The sequence below is a fragment of the Bacteroides luhongzhouii genome (assembly GCF_009193295.2).
GTDB classification, from domain to species: Bacteria; Bacteroidota; Bacteroidia; order Bacteroidales; family Bacteroidaceae; genus Bacteroides; species Bacteroides luhongzhouii.
Window position 1 is genome coordinate 3,900,573 of record NZ_CP059973.1, and the last position, 25,900, is coordinate 3,926,472.

Annotated in this window: 27 protein-coding genes, 1 tRNA gene and 3 pseudogenes; 16 read left to right on the forward strand and 15 right to left on the reverse strand. The window is 37.7% G+C overall.

What is annotated here, in order from left to right; genetic code table 11:
- Positions 1-8: 8 nt before the first annotated feature.
- Positions 9-614, reverse strand: a complete 606-nt coding sequence (yihA, locus tag GD631_RS14460) for a ribosome biogenesis GTP-binding protein YihA/YsxC (protein WP_143257602.1) — start codon at positions 612-614, stop codon at positions 9-11.
- Between the two features lie 124 nt (positions 615-738).
- Positions 739-2,193, reverse strand: coding sequence for a sodium:solute symporter (locus tag GD631_RS14465; protein WP_143257603.1), 1,455 nt, complete (start codon positions 2,191-2,193; stop codon positions 739-741).
- Between the two features lie 91 nt (positions 2,194-2,284).
- Between GD631_RS14465 and recR the strand changes: the two genes are divergently transcribed.
- Genes recR through GD631_RS14480 form a run of 3 tightly spaced genes read left to right on the forward strand, consistent with a single transcriptional unit; the run spans position 2,285 to position 3,920 of the window.
- A complete protein-coding gene (recR, locus tag GD631_RS14470) occupies positions 2,285-2,902 on the forward strand; it encodes a recombination mediator RecR (RefSeq protein ID WP_143257604.1) in 618 nt (205 codons plus the stop codon).
- Between the two features lie 26 nt (positions 2,903-2,928).
- The gene (locus GD631_RS14475; protein ID WP_143257605.1) at positions 2,929-3,387 is read left to right on the forward strand and encodes a hypothetical protein; all 459 of its coding nucleotides are present in this window, start codon (positions 2,929-2,931) and stop codon (positions 3,385-3,387) included.
- Entirely contained in the window at positions 3,384-3,920 is a 537-nt protein-coding gene (locus tag GD631_RS14480; protein ID WP_143257606.1) for a GNAT family N-acetyltransferase, read from the forward strand. The genes GD631_RS14475 and GD631_RS14480 overlap by 4 nt, the downstream gene beginning before the upstream one ends.
- Positions 3,921-3,924: 4 nt before the next feature.
- On the opposite strand, the gene GD631_RS14485 is transcribed toward GD631_RS14480, so the two are convergent.
- Together GD631_RS14485 and GD631_RS14490 are read right to left on the reverse strand one after the other, a co-directional pair.
- Positions 3,925-4,515 carry a YqgE/AlgH family protein gene (locus GD631_RS14485; protein ID WP_143257607.1) on the reverse strand — a complete coding sequence of 197 codons (591 nt, stop codon included), beginning with the start codon at positions 4,513-4,515 and terminating at the stop codon, positions 3,925-3,927.
- A gap of 94 nt (positions 4,516-4,609) precedes the next feature.
- On the reverse strand, positions 4,610-5,926 hold the full coding sequence (locus GD631_RS14490) for a pyridoxal phosphate-dependent aminotransferase (RefSeq protein ID WP_143257608.1): 1,317 nt from the start codon (positions 5,924-5,926) through the stop codon (positions 4,610-4,612).
- A gap of 159 nt (positions 5,927-6,085) precedes the next feature.
- On the opposite strand from GD631_RS14490, the gene GD631_RS14495 reads away from it, so the two are divergent.
- Together GD631_RS14495 and GD631_RS14500 are read left to right on the forward strand one after the other, a co-directional pair.
- A tRNA-Asp gene (locus GD631_RS14495) sits at positions 6,086-6,159 on the forward strand.
- 243 nt (positions 6,160-6,402) lie between these two features.
- Entirely contained in the window at positions 6,403-7,626 is a 1,224-nt protein-coding gene (locus tag GD631_RS14500) for a site-specific integrase (RefSeq protein WP_185911477.1), read from the forward strand.
- Between the two features lie 8 nt (positions 7,627-7,634).
- On the opposite strand, the gene GD631_RS14505 is transcribed toward GD631_RS14500, so the two are convergent.
- The 5 genes and pseudogenes from GD631_RS14505 to GD631_RS14525 all read right to left on the reverse strand — a co-directional run bounded on the left by GD631_RS14505 (position 7,635) and on the right by GD631_RS14525 (position 10,580).
- Positions 7,635-8,483, reverse strand: coding sequence for a reverse transcriptase family protein (locus GD631_RS14505; protein WP_185911478.1), 849 nt, complete (start codon positions 8,481-8,483; stop codon positions 7,635-7,637).
- Between the two features lie 841 nt (positions 8,484-9,324).
- Positions 9,325-9,617: pseudogene (locus GD631_RS14510) on the reverse strand (helix-turn-helix domain-containing protein).
- 42 nt (positions 9,618-9,659) lie between these two features.
- A pseudogene (locus GD631_RS14515) lies at positions 9,660-9,956 on the reverse strand (DUF3876 domain-containing protein); the annotation flags it as partial.
- Between the two features lie 10 nt (positions 9,957-9,966).
- Complete coding sequence (locus GD631_RS14520) at positions 9,967-10,284, reverse strand: helix-turn-helix domain-containing protein (protein WP_143260061.1); 318 nt, start codon at positions 10,282-10,284, stop codon at positions 9,967-9,969.
- The gene (locus GD631_RS14525) at positions 10,281-10,580 is read right to left on the reverse strand and encodes a DUF3408 domain-containing protein (RefSeq protein ID WP_008777164.1); all 300 of its coding nucleotides are present in this window, start codon (positions 10,578-10,580) and stop codon (positions 10,281-10,283) included. The genes GD631_RS14520 and GD631_RS14525 overlap by 4 nt, the downstream gene beginning before the upstream one ends.
- 491 nt (positions 10,581-11,071) lie before the next feature.
- On the opposite strand from GD631_RS14525, the gene mobA reads away from it, so the two are divergent.
- Positions 11,072-11,521 (forward strand): conjugal transfer protein MobA, encoded by a 450-nt coding sequence (mobA, locus tag GD631_RS14530; RefSeq protein WP_143260062.1) that lies wholly within the window; start codon positions 11,072-11,074, stop codon positions 11,519-11,521.
- Positions 11,522-11,589: 68 nt separating this feature from the next.
- Here mobA and GD631_RS14535 read toward each other — a convergent pair whose 3' ends face one another.
- The 3 genes from GD631_RS14535 to GD631_RS14545 form a co-directional block, all read right to left on the reverse strand.
- Positions 11,590-11,913, reverse strand: a complete 324-nt coding sequence (locus GD631_RS14535) for a helix-turn-helix domain-containing protein (protein ID WP_143260063.1) — start codon at positions 11,911-11,913, stop codon at positions 11,590-11,592.
- 156 nt (positions 11,914-12,069) lie between these two features.
- On the reverse strand, positions 12,070-12,711 hold the full coding sequence (locus GD631_RS14540) for an RteC domain-containing protein (protein WP_143260064.1): 642 nt from the start codon (positions 12,709-12,711) through the stop codon (positions 12,070-12,072).
- Between the two features lie 31 nt (positions 12,712-12,742).
- Positions 12,743-13,234 (reverse strand): hypothetical protein, encoded by a 492-nt coding sequence (locus GD631_RS14545; RefSeq protein WP_143260065.1) that lies wholly within the window; start codon positions 13,232-13,234, stop codon positions 12,743-12,745.
- 146 nt (positions 13,235-13,380) lie between these two features.
- On the opposite strand from GD631_RS14545, the pseudogene GD631_RS14550 reads away from it, so the two are divergent.
- A pseudogene (locus GD631_RS14550) lies at positions 13,381-14,148 on the forward strand (LuxR C-terminal-related transcriptional regulator).
- Positions 14,149-14,204: 56 nt separating this feature from the next.
- Here the strand turns inward: GD631_RS14550 and GD631_RS14555 are convergent.
- From GD631_RS14555 to GD631_RS14565, 3 genes are all read right to left on the reverse strand, one after another.
- The gene (locus tag GD631_RS14555; RefSeq protein ID WP_143260066.1) at positions 14,205-15,005 is read right to left on the reverse strand and encodes a Swt1 family HEPN domain-containing protein; all 801 of its coding nucleotides are present in this window, start codon (positions 15,003-15,005) and stop codon (positions 14,205-14,207) included.
- Positions 14,986-15,777 (reverse strand): zinc ribbon domain-containing protein, encoded by a 792-nt coding sequence (locus GD631_RS14560; protein WP_118465591.1) that lies wholly within the window; start codon positions 15,775-15,777, stop codon positions 14,986-14,988. The genes GD631_RS14555 and GD631_RS14560 overlap by 20 nt, the downstream gene beginning before the upstream one ends.
- A gap of 275 nt (positions 15,778-16,052) precedes the next feature.
- Positions 16,053-17,057, reverse strand: coding sequence for a beta-ketoacyl-ACP synthase III (locus tag GD631_RS14565; RefSeq protein WP_143260067.1), 1,005 nt, complete (start codon positions 17,055-17,057; stop codon positions 16,053-16,055).
- Between the two features lie 892 nt (positions 17,058-17,949).
- Between GD631_RS14565 and GD631_RS14570 the strand changes: the two genes are divergently transcribed.
- The 9 genes from GD631_RS14570 (at position 17,950) to GD631_RS14610 (ending at position 25,873) form a co-directional block, all read left to right on the forward strand.
- A complete protein-coding gene (locus GD631_RS14570; RefSeq protein ID WP_143260068.1) occupies positions 17,950-18,357 on the forward strand; it encodes a hypothetical protein in 408 nt (135 codons plus the stop codon).
- Positions 18,358-18,469: 112 nt separating this feature from the next.
- Positions 18,470-18,877, forward strand: coding sequence for a hypothetical protein (locus GD631_RS14575; RefSeq protein WP_143260069.1), 408 nt, complete (start codon positions 18,470-18,472; stop codon positions 18,875-18,877).
- A gap of 3 nt (positions 18,878-18,880) precedes the next feature.
- Positions 18,881-20,185: a DUF3440 domain-containing protein gene (locus GD631_RS14580; RefSeq protein WP_143260070.1), complete on the forward strand. Its 1,305-nt coding sequence runs from the start codon at positions 18,881-18,883 to the stop codon at positions 20,183-20,185.
- Complete coding sequence (locus GD631_RS14585) at positions 20,182-20,724, forward strand: IbrB-like domain-containing protein (protein ID WP_004300435.1); 543 nt, start codon at positions 20,182-20,184, stop codon at positions 20,722-20,724. Before GD631_RS14580 ends, GD631_RS14585 begins: the two co-directional genes overlap by 4 nt.
- A 492-nt stretch (positions 20,725-21,216) precedes the next feature.
- Complete coding sequence (locus GD631_RS14590; protein WP_223225922.1) at positions 21,217-21,549, forward strand: hypothetical protein; 333 nt, start codon at positions 21,217-21,219, stop codon at positions 21,547-21,549.
- Between the two features lie 74 nt (positions 21,550-21,623).
- Positions 21,624-21,989 carry a hypothetical protein gene (locus GD631_RS14595; protein WP_143260071.1) on the forward strand — a complete coding sequence of 122 codons (366 nt, stop codon included), beginning with the start codon at positions 21,624-21,626 and terminating at the stop codon, positions 21,987-21,989.
- A 21-nt stretch (positions 21,990-22,010) separates the two neighbouring features.
- On the forward strand, positions 22,011-22,583 hold the full coding sequence (locus GD631_RS14600) for a DUF3575 domain-containing protein (protein ID WP_143260072.1): 573 nt from the start codon (positions 22,011-22,013) through the stop codon (positions 22,581-22,583).
- Between the two features lie 8 nt (positions 22,584-22,591).
- Entirely contained in the window at positions 22,592-24,103 is a 1,512-nt protein-coding gene (locus GD631_RS14605; RefSeq protein ID WP_143260073.1) for a DUF3868 domain-containing protein, read from the forward strand.
- A gap of 57 nt (positions 24,104-24,160) precedes the next feature.
- Positions 24,161-25,873, forward strand: a complete 1,713-nt coding sequence (locus tag GD631_RS14610; RefSeq protein ID WP_143260074.1) for an Mfa1 family fimbria major subunit — start codon at positions 24,161-24,163, stop codon at positions 25,871-25,873.
- Positions 25,874-25,900 lie beyond the last annotated feature (27 nt).

Genomic DNA, 25,900 nt, shown 5'->3' on the forward strand with positions numbered 1-25,900 from the left:
TTCTTCTTTCATTTAATATTGAGATCCTTGTTTATATTTTCTATGTAGTTGAGTATGTCAATACGTCCTGTGCGGTCTTCCGAGGAAGAAATGAAGTGAGGAGGGAGCTCTTCCCATTGTTTGCTCAACTCACGTAAATAGGCATTGATATTCATTTTTAAACGTCCACCTTTGAGTTTATCGGCTTTGGTAAAGATGATAGAGAAGGGGATACCGTTCTCGCCCAGCCATTCCATAAACTCGAGGTCTATTTTTTGGGGTTCCAGCCGGCTGTCTATCAGGACAAAGAGGTTGGTCATTTGCTCTCGTTCCAGAATGTAGTCTTCAATTATGGTACGTATCTGGTCTTTTCCTTTTTGTCCGCGTCGGGCGTAGCCATATCCCGGAAGGTCGACGAGGTACCAATTCTTATTGATAAGGAAGTGGTTGATTAACATCGTTTTTCCCGGAGTGGAGGAGGTCATGGCCAGACCTTTACGACCAGTCAACATATTGATAAGACTTGATTTTCCCACGTTCGAACGTCCTATAAAGGCATATTCAGGAAAAATACCGGACGGGCATTTCTTCACGTCCGTATTGCTAATCACAAATTCAGCACTTGTTATTTCCATTTTCTTGTCATTTATTTCTTTGTAAAATTGTTTATAATAAACTTGCTCATTGTTTATAATAAACTATTGCGCAGTTTATAATAAACTCTGCCATTATTTATTATAAACTTCGGAGTACTTGTTTCTATGGTACTTTCAGCGTTTTCCCTTTTTTAGACATACAGATTAACCCCGCAAAGGTAAGCGTTCCATTTAACATTAGCAATTCATAACCGAATTTATATCCGGTTTCTTTTCCAATCCACCAGTCGGCAAGATAGCAGAGCAGTGGTGAAAGGATGGCTATGAGAGGAACCCATCGGTCGGTCGTTTGCCTACGTGTAAAAAGCCCGAAAGCAAACATTCCGAGCAGGGGGCCGTATGTGTAGGAGGCGATGATATATATGGCATCAATAACGCTCTTATTATTAAGTATCTCTACCAGACAGATGAAGAATGCCAATAAGACTGATAACGATAAATGTACTTTGTCTCTTTTGCGACGTGCCACTTCTTCTGTATCTTTTTCCGTATTCAGCAGATCTACGCATACACTGGTTGTCATGGCTGTCAGGGAGGAATCCGAGTTGCTGAAAGCTGCTGCGATAATGCCGATTGTAAAAAGTATCAATACGGATTGTCCCAGATAACCTTGGGTTGCAAACATGGGCAGTATATCATCATTCATAGCTGGCAGTTCGAGTTGCATTTGTCCTGCTAGTGCTATCAATAGAATACCCAAACATAGAAAAAGGAAATTTAGTGGAATGAATGAGAAACCATAGCAGTACATGTTTTTTTGTGCTTCCCGGAGGTTACGGCAAGAAAGATTCTTTTGCATCATATCCTGATCCAGGCCGGTCATTACGATTACGATGAAGATACCACTGAAGAATTGTTTGAAGAAGTTCTGCCGGGATACCCAGTCGTCAAATACAAAAATACGGCTGTGTTCACTGTTTTGGATTGTTTGGACAATGCCACTGAAGTTAAGGTCTAATCTTTGGATCGTAAAATAGATGATAAAAATCAGGGCGGCAATTAGGCAAAATGTTTGTAAGGTATCTGTCCATACGATGGTCTTTATTCCGCTTTTATGAGTATATATCCATACCAATGCAACCGAACCGACAGCAATCAGCCAAAAGGGAACGTGCATTTCCTGAAATACATAAGTATGGAGAATAAGGCATACCAGATAAAGTTTGGCTGCGGTTCCCAACATACGTGACAGCAGAAAGAAAAAGGAACCAGTTTGATAGGCACGCACTCCGACACGGGTGCCGAGATAACCGTAGATACTTGTCAGATTCAACTTATAATATAAAGGAAGTAAAATGTGGGCTACGACCATGTATCCGAAGAAAAATCCGAGTACTGTTTGCATATAGGTCATATCCATTCCGCGCACCATTCCCGGTACAGAGACGAAAGTGACTCCGGAAATAGAGGCGCCAATCATTCCAAAAGAGACTATATACCAAGGTGATTGATTTTCTCCCTTGAAGAACGCTGCATTCGATCCGCCCTTACGTCCGGTGATACGGGCTATTAGTAATAATACTGCGAAGTAGCAAAGAATAGTGACTAGTATCATCATAACAGATGCAAAGGTAGCAATTTTTGTAGGTATTAAAAACAATAATCTGTATCTTTGCAAGGTTTTATCGATAGAACAGCAATTATTATCTATGAATCAACAATATCCTTCTATACTGCTTGAAAAAGCAGTCGGCGAATTTTCCAAACTTCCGGGTATCGGGCGTAAGACGGCTATGAGGCTTGTTCTGCATCTGCTTCGTCAGGATACGGCTACTGTGGAAGCTTTCGGAAATTCTATCATAACGTTGAAGCGTGAAGTGAAATACTGCAAAGTGTGTCATAATATATCCGATACTGAAACTTGCCAGATTTGTGCTAATCCGCAACGGGATGCTTCCACTGTCTGTGTGGTGGAAAATATTCGTGATGTAATGGCGGTAGAGGCAACCCAGCAGTATCGCGGGCTTTATCATGTTTTGGGCGGAGTTATTTCTCCAATGGATGGAGTCGGACCGAGTGACCTTCAAATTGAAAGTTTGGTACAGCGGGTGGCTGAAGGTGGAATCAAAGAAGTTATTTTGGCATTGAGTACCACGATGGAGGGTGATACTACCAACTTCTATATCTATCGCAAGTTAGATAAACTAGGGGTTAAACTAAGTGTGATAGCCCGTGGTATATCGGTTGGTGATGAACTTGAATATGCTGATGAAGTGACTTTAGGACGCAGTATTGTGAACCGGACGCTTTTTACCGGAATTGTATAATCATTATTAATCATTTAAGAACGAACATGGAAGAACAGATAAAACGAGCTGTTAGAAATTTGAATATCAGTTATGTTTTCTTTTGGGTACTCCCGGCATTTTTGCTTGGGGCAGGAGAGTTTGAACTCTTTCCTGTAGGAGGTTGGGTAGATAACGCGCCGGCTATCTACTATTTTGAGACAGTCGGCATTTTGCTCACTGCTTTGTGTGTGCCTCTTTCTCTCAAATTATTTAGCTTGGTGCTTAAGAAAAAGATAGATCACATGACTATTACGCTTGCCTTGAAGCGATATGTGCAATGGAATATTGTACGCTTGGGAATGCTTGAAGTAGCTATTGTGGTGAACCTTTTGTGTTACTATCTGACGTTGAGTAGTACGGGTAATCTCTGTATGCTAATTGGCCTGACAGCGTCGCTTTTCTGCCTACCTAGCGAGAAGAGATTGCGTAATGAGCTTCACATTGCAAAAGATGAAAAGCTATGAGACAGTCTTTCTTGATGAACGAGCGTATCTATCTTCGTGCGGTCGAGCCGGAAGATATGGATATAATGTATGAGATGGAAAATGACCCTTCCATGTGGGACATCAGTAACTTTACGGTTCCTTACTCCCGTTATGTGTTGCGCCAATATATTGAAGGTTCACAGTGTGATGTGTTTGCGGATAAGCAATTACGTCTGATGATTGTACGTAAATCTGACCAGTGTATACTTGGTACGATTGATATTACGGATTTTGTTCCCCTTCATTCGCGGGGAGAAGTAGGAATTGCTATCCATAAGGATTATCGGCAACAAGGTTGTGCTACCGACGCATTGAAACTTCTTTGTGAATACGCTTTTGATTTTCTGTCTTTAAGTCAGCTTTATGCGCATGTCACGACAGATAATGAAGTTTGTGTAAAACTGTTCACATCTTGTGGCTTCGTTCAATGCGGATTATTAAAAAATTGGCTGCAAGTGGAGGGGGGCTACAAAGATGCATTGCTCCTCCAATGTTTGAATCCTAAGAAATAAAATATTAGTTGAGAGTAGGCACTTGTGGGAAGCGTGACCACGTTTCGTACTTGCTGCCTAGCTTCTCTAAAGCAGTCCGCCACATATCCTTGATATTGTTTTTCATCAGATATGATTTCTCTTCTTCAGACACCAACCATGTGTTTTCTCTGATTTCATTGCTCAACTGTTCGCTGTCCCATCCGGAATATCCCAAGAAGAAACGGATACATTCGCTGATTTTATTCCCTTGTAATATATATTTTTTTATTTCATCAAAATCTCCATTCAGATAAAGTCCTTTGCTGATAGAGATAGAGCCGGGGATGTCTGATAGTGTATGGAGATAAAATAAAGTATCAGTGGCAATAGGTCCACCTTTGTATAGAGGAATCTCGTCCAGATATTTAAATTCCATAATGATATCATTCAGAAATAATGGCAGTTGTTTGTTGATAACCAATCCCATACTTCCTTCGTCCGTATGATCGACCAGTAAAATTACGGATCTGCCAAACGTTGCGTCACGCAGAAAAGGTTCAGATATTAAAATCCTTCCTCTTGATGGTAACACATTATTCGATTGAATCTTAAATATGTCAGAGTCGATATTCATGCCACTAAAGTAAGAAAAAAAACGGAATAACAATCGTTCTTTCCGTTTTTTTTCATTTTAAGAATGGCTTTTATGAATATCTTATGTCAAATAATCAGGTTATCGGATGATTTTCAGCAAATAGTTTCATTCTTTCATCCAATTGCGCATATTGATGATCTTTAATAAAAGAGGTACACGCGCGCAACCCTTCTTGATGGCTGCCTGTTGTAACCAATGAAATCGCGCTCACTCCGTAGTACATCAGTTCTTTGGCCAGTTCGCCGCTGGTCATTCCAGGATATCCGATGGTAAAATAGAATCCGTCCGCAATCGGGTCTCCCAAGTCGTTGTCATATACTAGGTGGAAACCGTGACGGAGGAAGATTTCTTTCAATTTTTGCGCTCTTTCACCATAGATCTTCACCTCGTTGAGGAAGTTATATTGTCCTTTGTTGGCAGCTTTCAGCATGGCAGCCATGGCGAATTGTGCGGAATGACTGGTTCCCGATGAAAGTGCATAAAGTACGCGATGAATGAAAACTGTTCCAAAAGTACCGCCGCCATATCGTTTGGTCAGTCCCGGATAGCTTCGGTGGTATAATTTATCAGAGATACAGCTCACGCCAATACGCTGTCCGGCATAACTGAATGCTTTCGATCCGGAAATCAGTAATACATAATTATCTGTATAATGGGCTACTGATGGCTGGAAGGGGGGGTGGTATGGTTTACTCAAATCTTGGCGGAAGTCCATCGCGAAATAAGCCAAGTCTTCCAAAACAATTACATCATACTGCGTTGCTAATTCACCGATAATCTGCAATTCCTCCTCTTTCAGGCAAATCCAGCTGGGGTTATTTGGATTCGAATAAATGATAGCTGATATATTTCCTTTTTTCAGATAGCTTTCCAGTTTTTCTTTCAGTTTGTCTCCGCGGTAGTCATATACATCAAACGTTTCGAACTTTTGTCCCATTACTACCAACTGTTGTTTCTGTACCGGGAATCCGGGATCGATGAATAAAATCGTATCTTTCTTTTCGTCACATTGACTGCAAGTAAGGAATGAAGCGAATGTTCCCTGCATGGAGCCGGTGACAGGTACACAACCTTCCGGGCCTAAATCTACATTGATAAATGCTTTGATAAAGTTGGAAGCCTCTTTTTTCAATTCCGGCAATCCGTTGATATCGGGGTATAGGCTGGCAATGCCATTTTGTAGTGCTTCAATCTCTGCTTTCACACCTACTGCGGAAGGAGGAAGCCCCGGAACGCCCATTTCCATTTTAATAAATTCAACTCCCGATGTAGCTTCTGCTTTCGAAGCAATAGCTTTCACTTCTCGAATGGTAGCTTTTGAAAAATCGACAATTTGAAACTCATTTATAGTTTCATCAATCAGATGTCGTTCAATTGGTGTATTTTTCATTCTATTTTCTATTTTATTAGTATCTGCAAATGTACACGATAATTCTTAATAAACCCACTTTTTCAGAAAAAAGATACTGAAGCTATTGCAGATCTCAAAAAAAATATCTACCTTTGCATCCGCAATCGAGAGAGATGCAGATTAATAAATTGAAGTTCTGGTGCGTTAGTTCAGTTGGTTAGAATACATGCCTGTCACGCATGGGGTCACGGGTTCGAGTCCCGTACGCACCGCGAAAGCAAATAGTAAATTAAAGCAAAGCTCTGAAATTCTTGAATTTCAGAGCTTTTTCTTTTTCCTCGCTTAGGCAAAAAACAGCGGTTTCAGGCAGTTCTCACGTGGCTTATCCGTGGGACTTTTTGAAAGCCGTTTTTGCTCCCACGAATTGACGCTTTTGTCTTTGATTGTCAGCTTTTTGCGTAGCTGGTTTTTGAGTGTAGCAAACTAATTTTGTACCACTTAAAAATCAAAGAATTATGGGAGCAGTGAAAAGAAACACACTAAGCGTATTGTTCATCATTAAGAAATCAAAACTTCTGAAAAACGGTGAAGCTCCTGTTTGTATGCGCATCACCGTAAACAAGCGAGTAGCCGAAGTTATGATTAAACGGAGTATTCCCATAGACTTATGGAATCAGAAAAAGGAATGTTCCAAAGGAAAAGACCGTGTAGCCACCGAACTAAACCACTATATCAATACGGTTCGTGCTAAAGTATTGCAGATACACCGTGAATTGGAGATAGACAACAAACCGATAACAGCCGATATTATAAAGGATTGTTTCTACGGGCGGGACAAGGTACAGCGCACCTTGCTGGAAGTGTATGCAGAGCATAACGAAAAATGTCGTGCCCTGATTGGCAAAGAATATACGGAAAGCACAGTTACCAAGTTTGATACTTCAATAAACCGCTTGAAAGAATATATCCGTAGTTGCTACCACCGTGATGATATAATGCTGGCAGAACTGGATGGGCAATTTATTCGTGATTTTGATTTTTGGCTGAAAACGGATAAGCATTGCCAAAATAATTCCGCATTGAAGCATTTGAAGAACTTGAAAAAAGTTGTTCGTATTGCTTTGGCTAACGACTGGATAAAGAAAGACCCGTTTTACGGCATCCACTTCAAGCAGGAAGAAGTTAATGTAGAGTTCCTTTCACGTGAAGAATTGGATGTTTTGATGAACAAAGAATTTACTATCAAACGTTTGGAGCAGGTAAGGGATATTTTTGTCTTTTGCTGTTTTACCGCACTTGCTTTCGTTGATGTGCAGCAGTTAAGCCGTGAGCACCTGATAAAAGACAATAACGGTGCTTTGTGGATACGCAAGGCACGGCAGAAAACCAATCAGATGTGCAACATTCCCGTTTTATCCATTCCCCAAAGGATATTGGGGAAATATGAAGATAATGCAGAGTGTATAAAGAAAGGTGTGCTTTTACCCGTAATCAGTAATCAGCGCATGAATGCCTACTTAAAAGAAATCGCTGATTTATGCGGCATTACCAAACGCTTAACTACACATGTTGCCCGGCATACTGCGGCTACCGTTGTTTTTCTCGCCAATGATGTGTCAATGGAAAATGTCTCTAAGATTTTGGGACATTCCAATATCAGAATGACACAGCATTATGCAAAAGTTTTAGATAGCTCTATTATGCGTGATATGGTGAATGTGGAGAAGAATTTTAAATAGAAAAAGAATTATGCTTGCTTTATTCTTTGACGATACATAGTTAGTCCTTTTATCTTTAAGAATGCTTGTTCATTGTTTTGAACGTCCGCCTTGATTCGCTTTATTCTTTTATTATATGATTGTGGTATTTTAAGTTTATTGTTTTGACATATTACACCAGTAACTATTGGATTTTTTGTTTTATAAAAAGTTTTAGAATGACTAATTTTATATCCTGAAGTAGTTATAATAGATAATATTTCAGGGATTTTTTTATGGAAATCTATAGAAGAAGACATTGTTATATCATCAACAAATATTGAAAATTTAATATTATTCTCTTTTGCTAATGCCTGTATTCTATCGCCAACAGACTTGAATACCAAATTAGCTATTAATGTTGATGTTGGAACACCTTGTGGAACTTGATAATTATGTGTAGTAAGTTTAGTTAAAGTTCTTGCAATTTCAGGGGTGCATCCTAATTTTAAAAACATATAAAACACCATTTTATGATTAATGGAAGGAAAAAAGGATTTCAAGTCTGTAGTAAATACATATTTATTACCTTGATGATATTTAGCGTTAAGAATATTATCCTTCTTAGGAATACCTCCAAAAAAATAATTAGGAAGAGTTGTTTTTGAAAGTAAATAGTTATACAATCTTTTTTGTATAACTTTCAAATCTTTATTAGTGGAGTTAATTGTGCGTTTTTTTATTGTTCCATCAGAATTATATAAAGGTTCATTGGTGTCTTTATTTAATTTAGGCTTTTCCCATGTAGAGTAATATTTATCTATATTCTCTATAATGGAATCCAATTGTTGACGAGAAACTTTTAGTATATATAGCAAATGCTTTTCGGTTGTAATCATCCTACTAAAATGTATAAAAGAAATTAGAGAGCCGATAGAATATCAAAAACGGTTTTCAAAAAACTGTATATTTTTGAAATAACTGGAATTACCTTAAACAAACTTTTAAAAAGTAGATATAAGGTGCTTCCACATTTTTGAATAGACTTTAATAGTTGAGAAAACTCATCTATTTTTTTTGTCATTCTTCCTATCTTCGAAGAGCAATGGGAGGTTTTTATTTTTCCTCCTTTTGAAGGTATAACCTTTTTCATGATATATAATATTAAATGATTATATGGCAATATCGCCATGTCCTCAATCAATATTACTAATAACCAATAATACTATATACATTACCTTCTTTTGCTCTCTATTTTCATGTCCTAACAGACGTAGAGACGATTTACAAGTGAGGAATCCCTATATAGAATGCCAACAAACTATAAATGGATAGACCGCTATCTCTGATGTTTATCATTAATATAGATGAACACAGATGCTCGTCCCATAAAACCATATTGGTGTGATAAATCACTTTAATTTTGTAGTACTATTGGTTCAATTGTACCTTCTTCCACATTCTTTCAAAGAACGAATACTTTGCAAAAGTATAGAATAAAATAGTATTACCAAAGAAAAATGCTATGTAATTTTCCCAAGCTGAATAAAACATTAACAAAGGTAAGCTCCGTATTCCGTCCGTTCAAGCCCAAGCCCTACGGGTTTGAAAGAAAATCTCCACACCTGCGCTCCGCTCCGGGTAGTATTTTCTTCCAAAGGCTTGCACAGACGGACTACTACACTGATAGAGTTAATGTTCTTAGTCAGTTTCGGAAAAAATGTGTTTTAGGGTAATAAGCTATTCCTGCCGTTCCTTGTTTAGTAGGTCTGCAAAAGCCGTTCTATATCGCTTTGGCGATAGATTATTTTGCCTTTTATCTGAATGTAAGGGATAACGCCCGTATCTCTCCATTCTTGCAGGATACGGATGCTTACTTTCAGATATTTGGACGCTTCTTGGTTGCTTAGAAACTTATCACCGTTCAAATGCGGTCTGCTTTCCTTTGCCAGTCGGCTGATGCCGTCTAACATTCTATCCATAGATTGAAAGAACTCGTTTATTAGTTCACTATTGCTGTTTATCAGTTCCATATTGACATATTCATTTATAGTTAGCTTGAATGATTGGTATATACGCAGGTAATCGCCATAGTAAGAAATGAAAAGGCTGTCTTTTGCCTTGTCATAATCGATATAAAGCCGCTTAAAGGCTGAAACAATAAAGTAACGGCTATCTTCTTTCTGTATCTCGTAAGTAGCGGGTTGCGCCTGTCCGTTATCCGATACATGAAGCATCGAAAGGAGATACTTTTTCCCACTTTGGTATATCATTACCGTAGGATGAAGATTTAGACTTTCCCATGTGCCGACAATAGCCGGTAGGGTGAAAGATTGATTTGCTTCTGAATTGACATCTTGTTTTCTTTTCATAAGGCGATACTTATTTGTTGGTTGATATATAGCTGTTTTTCCTTCCTAAAACATCGTTTATCGTACATTCTGCAATCAGTCTTTCAATATCGGCAGATTTATAGTACAGTTTATTACCGATTTGGGAGTAACCCAATTTGCCACTGTCCCGGTAGTTCTGCAAACTTCGGATGCTGATACCGAGCAAGGCGCACACTTCACGACCTGACAACCATTTCTCCGGCTGGTGGGTATTCTCTTTACAAATCCGTTCCACCTGACTGACGAAACCGGAGAACCTCCCACATACTTGTTTAAAAGTCTGTTCCTCAATAGTTACAATATTCATACGTCTTTCTCTTTTGGCTGGTTGAATATTCCTTTTTGTATTTCTTCCCGGTAGAGAGCCGAAAGGACATCATTATGCGCACCTAAATGTTCTTCCAGTACGTTATCAATGAAATTTCCGATGCTTACTTGTTTGTTTGTAATCACGCCTACAATCTGAACGATACGTTTTTGTATCTCTCCGCTTATGTACACGCTTTGACGGTTGCAAACCGACCGTTTTTTAAGGAACACCGATTTATAACTTTCCCGTTCCTTACTTGCTGTTTCCTGTAATGATTGTTTTACTTCTTCCATACATTTAATTTTTAATGATTTATAAATAAGATGATTGATTCCCGATACTGATTGAAAAAATGCAAGCCAGTTTTATAACTATGTCCCTTTATCTTTAAATAGCTTTCAAACATGGTTTAAAACTATATTCAGACCTTGTTTTACTGTCTTATATATTGCCACCACTCAATCATTTTTCAGCAAAGAAAGAGGTAAAAACAAACGCTTTTAAAAATGGGGTTACTTTGTCTGTTTATGTTACAATTTGGCGCAACCGCCTATATTTCGGGAGGGAATTACTGTCTGTAATTTTGCAACTGATAAACAGACAGAGGATAAAGCCAAACCGCTTGCTTTTGCAATCTGACTATAGGGAAGATTTTTGTTATCACATGAGAACAGCAAGTTGTGTTTTGAGGCCCGCGCTTCGCTTTTTGTGCCTCAAAACCTTGCCACCTTTTAAGGTGGTTGGTTTTACTCCAAAGTCGTAAAACCAGTAAATAATTATCATTATGGAACAGAAAAAGAAGCCATTTAACAAAGGTGGGCGCAAGCCTAAGCTTGACCCACGAACACACCGCTATTCTCTTAATTTAGACGATGTGGAGAACGCTAAGTTCTTAGCCTTTTACGACCAATCAGGCTACAAGGTAAAGGCGCATTTCATTAAGAACTGTATTTTCGGGAAATCGTTTAAGGTGCTTAGAATTGATAAAAGCAAGGTAGATTATTACATCCAACTCTCCCAATTGTTTTCACAATTCAGGAGCATAGGCATACTGTATAACCAAACGGTGAAAGAACTCCATTCCAATTTTGCGGAAAAGAAAGCACTTGCCTTGCTTTACAAACTGGAACGATACACTGTTGAACTGGTAAAGACGAACCAGCAGATTATTGCGCTTACCAAACAGTTTGAAGCATCTTATAGGGAAGAGGGAACAATATCATCAGGGAAGTAAATACAGACTTGCCAAAAGAAAAACATCCCGAAACTGCCACGTGTACAGCTCCGGGATGAATTTCACTCTTACTTATTCGTTCTGTGTTCTTTCTCGAACTTTCGGAGCGTGCCCACATCGAACCGTTCCTTTATGAACTCACGCACATCGGAAGCCCGGTAGTAGGCTTTTCCGCTAATCATCATAAAGGGCAGCAGTTTTTTGCTTCTTAATCTCTGTAATGTCCGGGTACTGACTTTGAACAGCAGGCATAAATCCTGATTATCCAAAAGTTTGTCATTCGGCATTACTTTTGGGTTGGTTTGCAAACTCTTTACATCTTTGCCGACTTCTTCCAGTTTATCAAGTAGCTTTTGCATCCAGTCTTTGAACTCGTAACTATCTACATACATATTGCTTCATTTTTCAGGTTATACACTAATGCTTACCAATCGATTGATGAAGCAAAGTTCGGAAAAGGGAAGCAAAGAAAATGGGGGAATGGTACACCTAATCCCCCATAAATCATTCGTAGCATGTTGATTATCAATATAACAGAAAATTCATTTTTATAAATGGTTATAACCACTATCTCTGCTCTTTTTTAGAATAGCAACTTTTAAGCTATCTAAAAATTCTGTTATTTTAGTAGGTTTCCTTTTGATAACCGCAATTTCTTTTTTGTATATATCTCCAAAATTAATGTTGAACATCTTTTCAAAAATCCGGGCAATATCGCTTAAAAAGATGTCTTTGTTATCAATCCGAACTATTCCATCTCTGATATAAAAAATACCACAAACCAATTCCATTATATCTACGATTTTAATAACCTCATTGTTTAAGTAGAATGGAGATTTCCAATCAGATTCTATATTGATGAAAAATTTTGGATATTCCATTTGGCGATAGATTAGTTCTTGTTCCATATTTATTAAAGACAAGAGTTTATCAAGATATATAATTTTCAGTTTACTATTTTCAGTAGGAGAAGTTTCATCTAATGCTTTTATTGTTCCGAAATCTATATAACTCATATTTAATTGCCTGATACGTATTTTATTATCATGCTCTTTATTGAGATAATCGAATAAATCTTCAACAAATTCAAGATATGCAGAAGTTATTTCTTCTATCACAGATTTTTCCTTTTGGCAAGGATGCTTTAGCAATTTATATATTTGCTTTTCTGTTAAATCCCATTTTGGCATAATCTTTCTTAGAAGACAAATTGTAATTGTTTTATAAGTTTCTTGCTATCTTCTGCCATTTTCTCTGCCTATGTTTATAAAATTTAAGCGTCCACCAAGCGGCAAGAGCAGTTAAACCTCCTGCATATAAATCGACCATATCTGTATATCTTGTTACATTAGGAGAAATTTCTTCCATGTTGATATAATGATTCCATATAGTTACTTTTTTATTATACTCATTTGTTACTATCTCTCCTGTGCTTTTATCCATTTTGATTACGTTTATTGTATGTTTTCCTACTGGAATAAATCCATGTAGGAACATTTTAAAGCAAAAGGATTTTCCTTCTTTCCAAGTAGGAGAAGTATTATCATAAGATACAAAACTGGCTTTTGGCTTGCAAATTTCTCTTAAGGTATCAATATCCTGAATTTTACACCAAATATTTTCCCTGTTAGCTTCAAACTCAGAAGTAACAACTACTCTACGTCCTACAACCTCTTTTCCGTTACGTGTCATTAAACAAATTTTCTTTATCATACTACATAAATTAAAATATTAAATATCTATTTATCTTATACTGATTTCATTATCTTTGTGCAAAGATAGAAGCAATAGACTCTAAAGGCAATAGTTATTTATAATGAGATAACGTGCAAATATCTAATAATCAGATGTTTTAAAATATGAAAATTGAGGAAATTGAGAAGCAAATAATAAACTTACTTCCAACATCAAACATACTACTTGATGAGGTAGATTATTCCATTCTCGAAGAAAGGAAAAAAGACTGGAAAAAACTCTCGTAAGTTACGCATAGTATAGTGTTGGCGTTTGATTGCTACACAAAAAAATTCGTATTTGTTTCTGATAATATTCCTGAATTATATGGGCTTGATTCCCATAGATTGTTTATAGACGGGCATCAGCCAGTAGTAGAGGTTATACATCCGGATGATATATACTACGGATTACTTGTAAGAAAGAAAATCTATTCGATATTGAGTTCGTTCTCCAATGAAGAAAAAATGAACTATAAAGCCATTCATGAAATGCGGGTGAGGAATCTACGAGGTGAGTATATCCGTATAATAGAGCAGGAACAGATTGTTGAGTTAGATAAATCAGGCAATATTTGGCTTATGTTGTCAGTTATTGATGTTGACGCAAGCCATGAATCAGAAATTATTAAAAGCCACCTATATAACTTTAAAACTGGAGAACAGATTTTTATAGATTTATCTGATACATTGGATGAACCTTTAACAAATAGAGAGTTGGAGGTTTTGCGTTTGATGAAGCAAGGCTTGTTAAGTAAAGAGATAGCAAATACTTTGAAAGTTAGTATAAATACCATAAATAGCCATAGACAGAATATATTGCAAAAGCTAAAAGCTAATAATTCGATTGAGGCTGTAAATTTTGCTCAAAGATTAGGTTTGTTTAATAAATAAGAGTATTTATGAAATGAAAAGACAAGTTTTGTCATAATCTGATTATTTATAAATAATCAGATGGAAAGCTTCTTAAGTTGTTTACACCAATCTTGAAAATATAAAATTAATCGATTTATATCATTTTTATCAGGTATAATGCCATTATGCGCAATAATATTTCTAACTCTTTCAAGCTCTTCAAATCGTAGTTCTATGAATTTTAAATCAGCAATAAAGGGCGTGAATAAATTTTCGTATTTTCGTATAATTTTTAATAAATCGCTCCAATCCAAATAAAATAGAGGGGATGTCCCTCGTTGGCAAATCCATTTCAGTTTTTGCTCACGCGACATGCGTTCTTCTACTTTCTTTTTAAAATCTGTATTTTTTATAATATTCCACCAGTCCTCACCAAAATTTGATGAAAATATTTTTAATATAAAATGCCTTGCAGAATTTTCAAAACAAAAAATAATTAGATACAATTCTGCCATTTTATGAGCATTTTCAATATCTGTATTTTCTAAAAAAGGAGTATTTTCTAAAGATATTTGGAGTTGAATTTTCGTTTCATCTTCAAATAAATGGTTGAATTTCTGGTCTAATACCTCAAGAATAGCTCTATTGAGTTTATAATTACCATTTTCACCCTTTGTTATTCTTTTATCTAATCTTAAATGTTCCGATAATCGAAATTTATTATATTCTGGCAAGTGAGCCTGTTTAAAATAATTATTTATTTCATTTATAGATATTGAATTTCTATTTGATACCTTTTGGTGATACCAAATTATTAAAACAGCAGCATCTATTTTTTTCTTTTGAAATGCAATTTCAGAAGCTTTGCAAAAGTCATCAAATTTCAGTTTCATCATTACTTTCTTTCTTTTTTCCTCTCTTGCTTGTACGTGAAGTACCTAATTTCCATTTATCTTCTATTTCAGGATTTAGAACTTCTAATAAAAATTCTTTAGCCGCATCTCTTCCCGGAGCCTTTAGTTCAACTTTATCTTCCTTTACACCTACTAAATTATTATTAATTAACCAAGTACGCCAATTGGAATCTTCTAAGCTCGCATCTCTTAAAATTTTAGTTAAATCTATTCTTTGAACTTCTTCAATACCTAATTTATATTGATAATACATAAATAGCAATGTTAATCTTATACCCGCATCTCTTTTAGATTTGGCTTTCAATCTTGTTTCTTGTAAGGATGTTTTTCCATTGCTATTTTTGAATACTTGATTAAGTTGTTCCAATTCATCGTCTACGACTTCTACCGTATCTATATTCTCTCCTTCACTACTATTATGAGGAAGTAAGCTTGCAGAGATTTGTGTCTTTGATTTAAATGTATTTTTAACAGGTAATTTGTCGTTTATAATCAATCCAATAGCTTCACCTATACTACCACCAACTGTATCAGTAAAGCATGCTTTAAAAGAACGTGAATTTTTAGTCTCTGAAAATTCAATAGTATTCATATTTGCATTAACTTCTATATTCAATGCTTTTCCACAATTAATACATACCTTTGCATTGGGAAAGAGAGGTTCATTACATTCTATACACCTAATTTGTTGGGTACAAAATGGGCAAAATTTAGCGTTATCTGGTATATTCTGTTTGCAATAAATACATTCCATAACAATCTGAGTGTTTAATTAATAGCACAAAGATATATAATTTTTAGATATGTTAAAGTCTTTATTATGCAATATTTCATTAAATGCCTTGTTTTCGCAGAAAATTATTATCTTTGCAACAACTCAAACAACCACCGCAACACCAAGCAATCTAAAGAATTGCACACGTGGGGTTATTAGTGGGAGAAAGAATTAAGAGCTTGCTAAGATATTGAATATGTGAGGAATAAATCTAAGGTTCATCTTCCGTACGCACCGCATCTAGAAAATAATTGCTATCTCTTTTTTCCATCATATCCCCATTTTATATAAATGGCTCCCCAGGCAAATCCAGCTCCGAATGCGGTGAGAATCAGACTATCTCCTTTTTTGAGTTTATCTTCAAAATCCCAAAGGCAGAGTGGAAGAGTGCCTGCACTGGTATTGCCGTATCGTTCGATGTTAACCATGACCTTTTCGACAGGAACTTCCAAACGTTGTGTTACGGCAGTAATAATACGTTGATTAGCCTGATGGGGAATCATCCAGTCGATATTGTCTTTGCTTAGATGGTTTCTTGCAATAATAGATTCACAAGCATCTGCCATGTTAGATACTGCATATTTGAATACGGTGCGTCCTTCTTGGTAGATGTAGTGCATTTTATTATCCAATGAATAATAAGAAGGGGTGCATACGGAACCACCGGCTTTAATATGTAAAAAAGGTAATCCTTTACCATCTGTTCTTAACACAGCATCCATAATACCTAAATCTTCAGTAGTAGGTTCAAGCATGACGGCTGCTCCGCCATCGCCAAAAATCGGACAAGTTGCCCGGTCAGTATAGTTTATTATTGACGACATCTTTTCAGCACCTACAACTACCACTTTCTTGTAATTTCCGGAACGGATAAAATTGGCTCCTGTCTCCAATGCATATAAAAAACCACTGCAAACGGCCTGTATGTCGAAAGCAAAAGCTCTTTTTAGTTCCAGTCTCTCACATAAAATAGAAGCAGTGGAAGGAAGGCGGTAATCAGGAGTTGTTGTAGCTACAATTACCAGATCAATATCATCTGGACTTGTGTGGGTACGTTTTATCAATTGTTTGACAGCTTTACGAGCTATGTAAGAAGTTCCCAGTCCTTCATCTTTCAGAATACGCCTTTCCTTAATGCCAATACGCCCCATAATCCATTCATCGGTGGTATCTACCATTTTGGATATCTCATCATTGGTTAAGATATAATCGGGTACATATCCTCCGACTCCTGTAATTACTGCGTTTATATTTCCCATTTGTTTTATCTAGTTTGGTAAATTGAATAAGGAGGTTGATTCAAAAATAAGAATGCGGGCGCAAATATATGGAAAAGAGACTGAAATCCAATACTAGTTTGTAATACTGTAGCCTTTTTAATTAATAAAAAAGAATATTTGACCAAAATCTGTCTAAAATTTTAATTGACTACCTTTGTATAAGGTAATTGACTATCGTAAACGCTTGATTAATAGAGAATCGTGAGTGTTGTATGGATTAGATAATCTTTCGATAATACTTTCATCGTACATCTTATTGAAGAAATACCGCGTGCGACTGCGTTTCCAACCCCATAATTTTACCCAATGAGCGATGGACATTACAGACTCACCCTTCCGACATTGAAATGTGTACTGGTGATGTGATATTCCACAGTACTATAATTGACATGGTTAATACCAAAATAAACGCGTCAAAGTATCCTGTTGCATTTTTAGTTACTTTTATTTGCTCTTCGAATAAGACTTTAGGGAGGAGAAGGTATCTCTTAAGTATTTCTGCTAGTAGATTTAATTATGTTTTGGCGGAATGCTTTCACTGCTGAACAATTATGCTGATAGCTGGGAAAATAAGCTACTGTCACTTCAGACAGTACATGGCAGCCATGAAGCAGTCAGTCAAAAGATGGATTATCCATTGTTTAAAATATTTAAATATTATGCAAAAATATAATTCGTTTCACCGGAAGGAAAAAACGATCTTATAATGCTGGTAATTTAAATGTGTTATAAGTATGAATATTTTTTAAATAAAAATCTAATTATTTAAACAATCTTCTCTATATTTGCAGGTGAAATTAAATTTTATATGGCGTTTTGCCATTTTAATAATCAGTAATGTCAAGCCGTTTATATATAACTAAATTTTATAATATTGAAAGAAATAGAGACCATAAAAGATCGTTTACAACGAAAGCGAGAACACTACATCCATCAGGAAGAGAAAATGGAACAAATGAAATGTACAATGCAAAATACTGGTGAGGAAATAGAGCAACTGGAATATGTTCTTAGTGAAATGGAACATATATCGGATATGCATCGTGAACCACGACTAATTCTCAAAGCCAAAGTGGGAGATGTGTTTGCATATCTCTGCCGGGTGTTTGAGTTTTTGCAGCATCGTTTAAAGCTGCATTTCAAATATAAACTGGCATGTGAAGTCATCTTTGCCCGTTATCAATATCAAAGTCGGTCGCATACTCCCAGGCGGGAATATCAAAGTTTTGCTACCATATTGACTTATTTTATACGTGAAAGAGGAATGACGGACGAGTGATTTCAAAAATATCGAAATATAGAGATAATAACATGAAAAACAAATGTTTTAGGAACAGAAATGACGAATTTGATATTTTTTCCTTATTTTTGTGTGTCCATTTTTGAATGATATGATACAGATAATACGATTAAAAGGAAAAGATAAACACTTATATCGGCTTCTGGCGCCGATGGTGATGGATCCCGAAGTGATACGCGCAAACAATAATTACCCTTTTAAGACGGGCGAAGAGTATGTGTGGTTTATTGCTATTGAAGATAAAGAAGTGGTGGGCTTCCTACCGGTGGAACAGAAAAATCGGAAGAAAGCTGTAATCAATAATTATTATGTGAAGGCAGAAGACACCGAACGGGAGGAAATCCTGTCGCATTTGTTGCCTGCCGCCATTGCGGAATTCGGGCCTGAGAGCTGGTTGCTCAATTCGGTCACACTGGTACAAGATAAAGAAACATTTGAAAAGTTTGAATTTGTATCCATGGACAAGAAATGGACACGGTATGTAAAAATGTATAGATAACTTATGACGAAAAAGAAAATAGCAGGCACAAAGAATGTATATGAATTAGCACAAGAACGACTGAAAGTTATATTTAATGAATTTGATAATATATATGTGTCATTCTCTGGAGGTAAAGACAGTGGGGTACTGCTGAATATGTGTATTGACTATATTCGGAAGAATAAGCTGAATATACGTCTGGGAGTTTTTCACATGGATTATGAAATCCAGTATAAAATGACCATCGACTATGTAGACCGGATACTGGAGGCTAACAAGGATATTTTGGATGTGTACAGGGTGTGTATTCCTTTCCGTGTGGCTACCTGCACTTCGATGTATCAATCCTTTTGGCGTCCCTGGGAAGATAATAAAAAGAATATATGGGTTCGTTCCATGCCTAAAAAGGCAATGACCAAAGATGATTTTCCTTTTTATAATACAACCATGTGGGATTATGAGTTTCAGATGCGTTTTGCGCAATGGATACATAACAAAAATGACGCAGTACGCACTTGTTGTCTGATCGGAATCCGTACACAGGAAAGTTTCAACCGGTGGAGATGTATCTATATGAGCCGCAAATTCCAGATGTATCATAAATACAAATGGACTTCAAAAGTCGGGAATGATATTTATAATGCCTATCCTATATTCGACTGGAAGACGACGGATGTATGGACGGCCAATGGAAAATTCCAGTGGGATTATAATACTTTATATGACCTTTACTATCGTGCTGGAGTCAATCTGGAGCGTCAGCGTGTAGCGAGTCCTTTTATTAATGAAGCGCAGGAGAGCCTACAACTTTACCGGGTGCTTGATCCTAATACTTGGGGCAAAATGGTCGGAAGGGTGAACGGCGTGAACTTTACCGGTATGTATGGCGGTACTCATGCGATGGGATGGCAGTCGGTGAAACTTCCCGAAGGATATACATGGCGCGAGTTTATGTATTTCTTGTTGTCCACTTTGCCGGAACGGGCGAGGAAAAACTATCTCCGTAAACTTTCAGTAAGCGTGAATTTCTGGCGGACAAAAGGCGGATGCCTGAGTGATGCCACCATTCAAAAGCTGATTGATGCGAAAGTACCGATTATCGTTATGGACAACAGTAATTACAAAACGTTGAAAAAACCGGTACGTATGGAGTATCAGGATGATATTGACATTCCGGAATTCAAAGAAATACCTACGTATAAGCGAATGTGTGTTTGTATTCTCAAGAATGATCATGCCTGCAAATATATGGGATTCTCACCTACAAAGGAGGAGATGAGTAAGAGAAGCCAAATTATGGAACAATATAGAATCATAGTATCATGAGTGTAGATAAAAGCCCTGTTTACGAGGTAAAAGCGGTACCCGTAGAAAAAGTATATGCGAACGATTATAATCCGAATGTCGTTGCACCGCCTGAAATGAAGTTGCTGGAACTCTCTATTTGGGAAGATGGCTTTACGATGCCATGTGTATGTTACTACAATAAAGATGAAGACCGTTATATCTTGGTGGATGGTTACCATCGCTATACGGTATTGAAAACTTCCCAACGAATCTATAAGCGTGAAAACGGTTTGTTGCCGATTGTGGTGATAGACAAAGACTTGTCTAACCGTATGAGTTCGACCATCCGGCACAACCGTGCGCGTGGAATGCATAACATTGAACTGATGTGCAACATTGTTGCAGAGCTTGACAAAGCAGGTATGTCCGATCAATGGATAATGAAAAATATTGGTATGGATCGTGATGAATTGTTGCGCCTGAAACAAATTTCAGGACTTGCAGATCTGTTTGCTAATCGCGAATTCAGTATTCCTGATGAGGTAGCACCTACGGAAACTGAGCGTAAAACCTTATAATCTGATAGTTATATATATACAGAAATTGAACATTCTGTCATTTAGGCGCAAATTATGCAAGTTATTAGCCTATTTTGTTGTATAAAATAGCTATGCCTTTTGTCTAATTTGTGCCTGAGTTGTGTCTAAATGACACGGAAAACTATAACTTCCCTCCATTGTCCAAGTTTTTATGAAAGAAACTTGTGAATTTTAAAATGTTCGCATATCGAAAGAAATGAGAATATTGAATATTTTTGTTGTGAATTTCGTAACCTCGTTATTCGCTACCTGCATAATTAGCCCCTTTATTCTGAGTTGATTCTCTGTAACAGAAATGAATACAATTTTGTATCTCCTTTAATATTCCGAAATTTGCAATATGAGATTTGGACAAAAATATTGTCCTGAGAGAAAAGCAAAAAGAGAAGTAAGAGATATACGAAAAGTAGAAGAAAGTACATTAGAGAATTGATGAGAGAAATAACAAGACTTACAACCAGTTTTTTATATTTGATTTTTTTATTATCTGCGGTGGGGTGTGTGCAGGAGTTGAATGTGATTAGCATTCTCATCCAATTAACACCGGAGGTGACAACTTGTGCGGATATATATGCCAGGTTGTTGACTAAACCGTTGAGCAATTCTTTGCTTTGCCTTCTGTCTTATAGTGATACTCAAGAATCTATCCCCATGAATTATATTATGTATGAGTCCGGCATTCAGAACAACACCTGTCTGAACATTCAAGGGACTTACAAAAGTCAAGACTCTTATTACAAGATACCGATAGTCACTTCCATTGGTCTGGTGATAACACCGGTAACAGTTGGGAGCTCTGACTAGCTGATGTGGTATGAAGGAAGACAAAGAGAAACAGGTGGTAAGATGATATGTATATAACATTAAAAACAGGAAATTTGGAAAAAGAAGTTCATATTAGACAAAGGAAAGCTGTTCCTGCTGCGGGAAGTACGCTTCAGCTCATGCCTACTGGAAATTCAAATTCAGAGGTGTATGAAATCAACTATTTCTGCCTTACGGGCGAAGTGGATGAAAGTGCTAAAAATTGGATTCGCCTGTATTCTTCCGTAATGCCGGAAGAACATACAGGAGAAGAACGCATTATCGTTGAAGACGGTAAGATATACATTAAGGTATTGCCCAATATAGAGGCGGATTCCAGAAACGGAATCGTACATCTCACAACAATGGTATCTTCCGCTAGAACGGGTATCAGTAATGTGCAACGCATAAAAATAGATGTTACTCAATTAGGGCAATAAACAACAGTAAATGTGATATAAATGAAGAAAGTTGCTATACTCATATTATTCATGCTCGGATGTGCTATTTCCGAGGGGCATGCCCAGAAGGTTGCGCTGAAAAGCAATCTGTTGTATGATGCTACTACTACCATGAATTTGGGGCTGGAGATCGGACTGGCGCGTAAATGGACGCTGGATATTCCGATCAATTATAATCCGTGGAAACTTTCCGACGGCAAACGTCTCCGTCATTGGGGAATACAACCCGAGGTCCGTTACTGGTTTTGCGAGAGTTTTCGGCGTATGTTTGCCGGAATACACGGACATTATGCCGATTTCAATGTAGGAGGGTGGCCCGACTGGTCTTTTATCAGTAACAATATGCAGCATACGCGTTATCAGGGATATCTTTATGGCGGTGGCTTTTCCGTAGGATATTCGTGGATTCTGAAAAAGCGCTGGAGCATAGAAACGTCTGTTGGAGTGGGATATGCGCACATTGTATATGATAAGTATCCTTGCGCTACCTGTGGTACGAGATTGAAGGAAAGCAGCAAAAACTATTTCGGGCCTACTAAGGCAAGTGTGTCACTTATTTATGTAATTAAATAATGAGGAATATGATAATAAGAAAAATAGGTTTCCTTGTGTGTATGTTGGTGGTTTGCAGCCTGAATATAAACACAGCTATGGCTCAGTCTCGCTCTTACGAAGGTGGCATTACTGTGAATCCTGTGCGGTTGGAACAGAAAGGTGAATTTATTCATGTCGATATAGATTTTGTTTTGAATAATGTGAAAGTGAAATCTGCCCGGGGAATGGATTTTATTCCGCGGCTGGTGACTCTCGGACGCACTCAGAATCTTCCGAAAGTTTCTATTAAAGGTCGTGACGAGTATCTGGCGTATGAGCGTGAGCTTGCGTTGATGAGCGCCAAAGAGAAGAGAAACTACGAGAAGCCATATATAGTGGAAAAAGCTGGAAAACTAAGAAATGATACGATTCGGTATCAATATCTGGTTCCGTTCGAATCATGGATGAAGGATGCGCGTCTGGACGTGCAGCGTGACGAATGTGGTTGCGGCGAAACGACATTGATGAACATAGAGGAATTTGGCAAAGTGACGTTGGAACGTGTATGGACGCCTTACGTAGTAGCTCCTCAGTTTGCTTATCTGCAACCGAAAGCGGAAGAAATCAAGCAACGTGATATTCAAGCGGAATGTTTTCTGGATTTCGAGGTGAATAAAGTCAATATTCGTCCTGAATACATGAATAATCCTCAGGAACTGGCTAAAATCCGCAAGATGATCGATGAACTGAAGTCCGATCCGAATGTGAAAGTGAACCGTCTGGATATTATCGGTTATGCTTCTCCAGAAGGAACATTGGCAGCGAACAAGCGTCTGTCTGAAGGGCGGGCCATGGCGCTTCGGGATTATCTGGCATACAGATACGATTTTCCGAGAAACCAATACTACATTGTCTTTGGAGGTGAAAACTGGGACGGACTGGAGAAGGCGCTTGAAACAATCGAATTGGAATATAAAGACGAAGTGCTGGATATTATCAGGAACATACCTATTGAAAAAGGAAGAGAAACAAAACTGATGCAACTTCACGGCGGAACGCCTTACCGGTACTTGTTGAAGTATATTTTCCCAAGTCTGCGTGTGGCTATCTGCAAAGTGAATTACGAAGTGAGGGATTTCAGTGTGGAGGAAGCGAAAGAGATTATCAAGACGCGCCCGCAGAATCTGAGCTTGAATGAAATGTTCCTGGTAGCTAATACCTATCCGACAGGCTCACAAGAATTTATTGATGTGTTCGAAACGGCTGTCCGGATGTATCCGCAGAGTGAAATTGCAAATATAAATGCTGCTACTGCCGCTTTATCACGCAATGACTTGGTTTCGGCCGAACGTTATCTGGGTATGGTGAATTCGAATAAGAAATTGCCGGAATATAATAATGCTATGGGAATATTAATGTTAATGAAGGGAGATTATGAATTATCGAAGAAGTATTTGAAGGTTGCAGAGCAGTCAGGTCTGGATGCAGCTAGGGGCAATCTGGAAGAATTAGTCAGGAAGAAGGCTAATGCTGCCGAAATGAGAAAGAATAGTAAGTAAAACTTACTGATTAAGTGGGAAATTATATATGTATTAATTCTAATAATTTTTTGTATTATGCTAAAGATTAAATCAATTTTAGTTTCGTTGCTGGCTGTTGCGGCATTGGCAAGTTGTTCAAATGAGAATTTGGGGGAAAATCCCGGAGTTGATGGGGGGATAGGTTATGATGTAGCCTACGTATCAATTAGTATGACTAATCCAAAAGTACCGGGTTCACGTGCTTCTGGCGAACAACCGGCTTTGCCGGCGGAAAGCGCGATTAAAGAGCTTTATGTGATTACGTTCAATGCGAGTAAAGTGGTGACTAAGGATGCAGATGCAACTAAGTATGCCACGATATTAGGAGCCGGTTCTTTCGGGACAAATAGTGGAGTTACGACTCCGAATACTCCGATAAAGGTGGGTACGGATACTAAGTATCTGCTTGTTATTGCCAATCCGGGTTACCAATTAAAGAGTCGTTTGGATGCTATTGCAGTAGGTGCAACATATGCTACCATCAATACAATGATTACAGTTCCTACACAGAGTGGTAAGCCTAACAATGCTTATCTGGTAGAGGAGGTTGTGCACTCCAATGGTTGTGCAATGATTAATGTCGGATTCTTCGATGATTCCGATTCAAATCCAGACAATCATGCATGGAAAGAAGAATGTCTGCTCGATGTATCGGACAAGATTATTTTGGCCAGCAACTATAAAACGGAAGCGCAAGCTCTGAATGCGGCGAAAAGTAATCCGGCTACTCTTGAAATAGAACGCCTTGCCGCAAAATTGGAGGTTATGATTGGCAGTTCATTAGAAGTCGGGCCTTTTGCAGATGTAACAAATGCCAGTCTTGGACAGTTTGATTTTGGAAATTGGACTATAGACTACTACAACTCTCTGTTGTTTCCTTTTGCAAAGAAGACTACCACAGCATCGTCTCATACTACCGGATTCTATAAAAGTAACTTCTATACAGTCGACCCTAACTTTACGACTGCGGGTGGAACCGAATATCTTACAGGTATTGTCAAGAATACACTTGATGCTAACCGCGAACCTCTGGTAGAATGGGTTGCTGAAAGTGTGACTGCGGGTGATAATTACAAATACTGCATTGAGAATACGATGGCCGAAGGATATCAGAAGTTCGGTGCAGCTACGCGTCTGGTGCTTAAAGGCAAGTATGCCCCTTGGAAGGATGATAGTGATTTTTCTTTAGGAGATGACTGGTATCGTCTTCCTAACGGAACTAGCTCTGTAAACTTCAAGAATTTTGCCCTGTTACTAGCTGCTTATATAGAGGCTAAAACTAAAGAAACAAACACGCAACCTATGACTGCTCAGGAGAAACTCTTGGTTTCGGCATGCGAACTGTTTTATAACCAGATAAAATCTGAGCTTACCACCTCTGATCCGGGTAGTTTCGCTCTTCTTACGCAGACTATTATTGACGACAACAATATTCAGAATGGTGGTGAACTATGCAAAGAAGAAGGTTGCATCTATTGGTATCCAAAGAGTCTCAACTATTACTACTATGAGATTCGTCATGACAATACAGCTGACTCTTACATGGAGTACGGAAAATACGGTGTAGTGCGTAATAACTATTACACGCTTACGCTGACAAAGGTGAATGGTAACGGTACACCGTGGTATCCAGGTGGTGGTCCCGAAGATCCGGATGATAATGAAGATATCGATAAGTTGGGTGCTTATCTCCACTTTGAGATTAAAGTTGCTCCGTGGATATACTGGACTACAAATTTCGAAATCTAAATAAACTCTTTGCTTTCAAAGAAAACA

Bases quoted from the DNA above. Each gene is read 5' to 3' on its own strand.
- yihA (WP_143257602.1), bottom strand. From the start codon at position 614: ATGGAAATAACAAGTGCTGAATTTGTGATTAGCAATACGGACGTGAAG.
- GD631_RS14465 (WP_143257603.1), bottom strand. From the start codon at position 2,193: ATGATGATACTAGTCACTATTCTTTGCTACTTCGCAGTATTATTACTA.
- recR (WP_143257604.1), top strand. From the start codon at position 2,285: ATGAATCAACAATATCCTTCTATACTGCTTGAAAAAGCAGTCGGCGAA.
- GD631_RS14475 (WP_143257605.1), top strand. From the start codon at position 2,929: ATGGAAGAACAGATAAAACGAGCTGTTAGAAATTTGAATATCAGTTAT.
- GD631_RS14480 (WP_143257606.1), top strand. From the start codon at position 3,384: ATGAGACAGTCTTTCTTGATGAACGAGCGTATCTATCTTCGTGCGGTC.
- GD631_RS14485 (WP_143257607.1), bottom strand. From the start codon at position 4,515: ATGAATATCGACTCTGACATATTTAAGATTCAATCGAATAATGTGTTA.
- GD631_RS14490 (WP_143257608.1), bottom strand. From the start codon at position 5,926: ATGAAAAATACACCAATTGAACGACATCTGATTGATGAAACTATAAAT.
- GD631_RS14500 (WP_185911477.1), top strand. From the start codon at position 6,403: ATGGGAGCAGTGAAAAGAAACACACTAAGCGTATTGTTCATCATTAAG.
- GD631_RS14505 (WP_185911478.1), bottom strand. From the start codon at position 8,483: ATGATTACAACCGAAAAGCATTTGCTATATATACTAAAAGTTTCTCGT.
- GD631_RS14520 (WP_143260061.1), bottom strand. From the start codon at position 10,284: ATGAATATTGTAACTATTGAGGAACAGACTTTTAAACAAGTATGTGGG.
- GD631_RS14525 (WP_008777164.1), bottom strand. From the start codon at position 10,580: ATGGAAGAAGTAAAACAATCATTACAGGAAACAGCAAGTAAGGAACGG.
- mobA (WP_143260062.1), top strand. From the start codon at position 11,072: ATGGAACAGAAAAAGAAGCCATTTAACAAAGGTGGGCGCAAGCCTAAG.
- GD631_RS14535 (WP_143260063.1), bottom strand. From the start codon at position 11,913: ATGTATGTAGATAGTTACGAGTTCAAAGACTGGATGCAAAAGCTACTT.
- GD631_RS14540 (WP_143260064.1), bottom strand. From the start codon at position 12,711: ATGCCAAAATGGGATTTAACAGAAAAGCAAATATATAAATTGCTAAAG.
- GD631_RS14545 (WP_143260065.1), bottom strand. From the start codon at position 13,234: ATGATAAAGAAAATTTGTTTAATGACACGTAACGGAAAAGAGGTTGTA.
- GD631_RS14555 (WP_143260066.1), bottom strand. From the start codon at position 15,005: ATGATGAAACTGAAATTTGATGACTTTTGCAAAGCTTCTGAAATTGCA.
- GD631_RS14560 (WP_118465591.1), bottom strand. From the start codon at position 15,777: ATGGAATGTATTTATTGCAAACAGAATATACCAGATAACGCTAAATTT.
- GD631_RS14565 (WP_143260067.1), bottom strand. From the start codon at position 17,057: ATGGGAAATATAAACGCAGTAATTACAGGAGTCGGAGGATATGTACCC.
- GD631_RS14575 (WP_143260069.1), top strand. From the start codon at position 18,470: ATGATACAGATAATACGATTAAAAGGAAAAGATAAACACTTATATCGG.
- GD631_RS14580 (WP_143260070.1), top strand. From the start codon at position 18,881: ATGACGAAAAAGAAAATAGCAGGCACAAAGAATGTATATGAATTAGCA.
- GD631_RS14585 (WP_004300435.1), top strand. From the start codon at position 20,182: ATGAGTGTAGATAAAAGCCCTGTTTACGAGGTAAAAGCGGTACCCGTA.
- GD631_RS14600 (WP_143260072.1), top strand. From the start codon at position 22,011: ATGAAGAAAGTTGCTATACTCATATTATTCATGCTCGGATGTGCTATT.
- GD631_RS14605 (WP_143260073.1), top strand. From the start codon at position 22,592: ATGATAATAAGAAAAATAGGTTTCCTTGTGTGTATGTTGGTGGTTTGC.
- GD631_RS14610 (WP_143260074.1), top strand. From the start codon at position 24,161: ATGCTAAAGATTAAATCAATTTTAGTTTCGTTGCTGGCTGTTGCGGCA.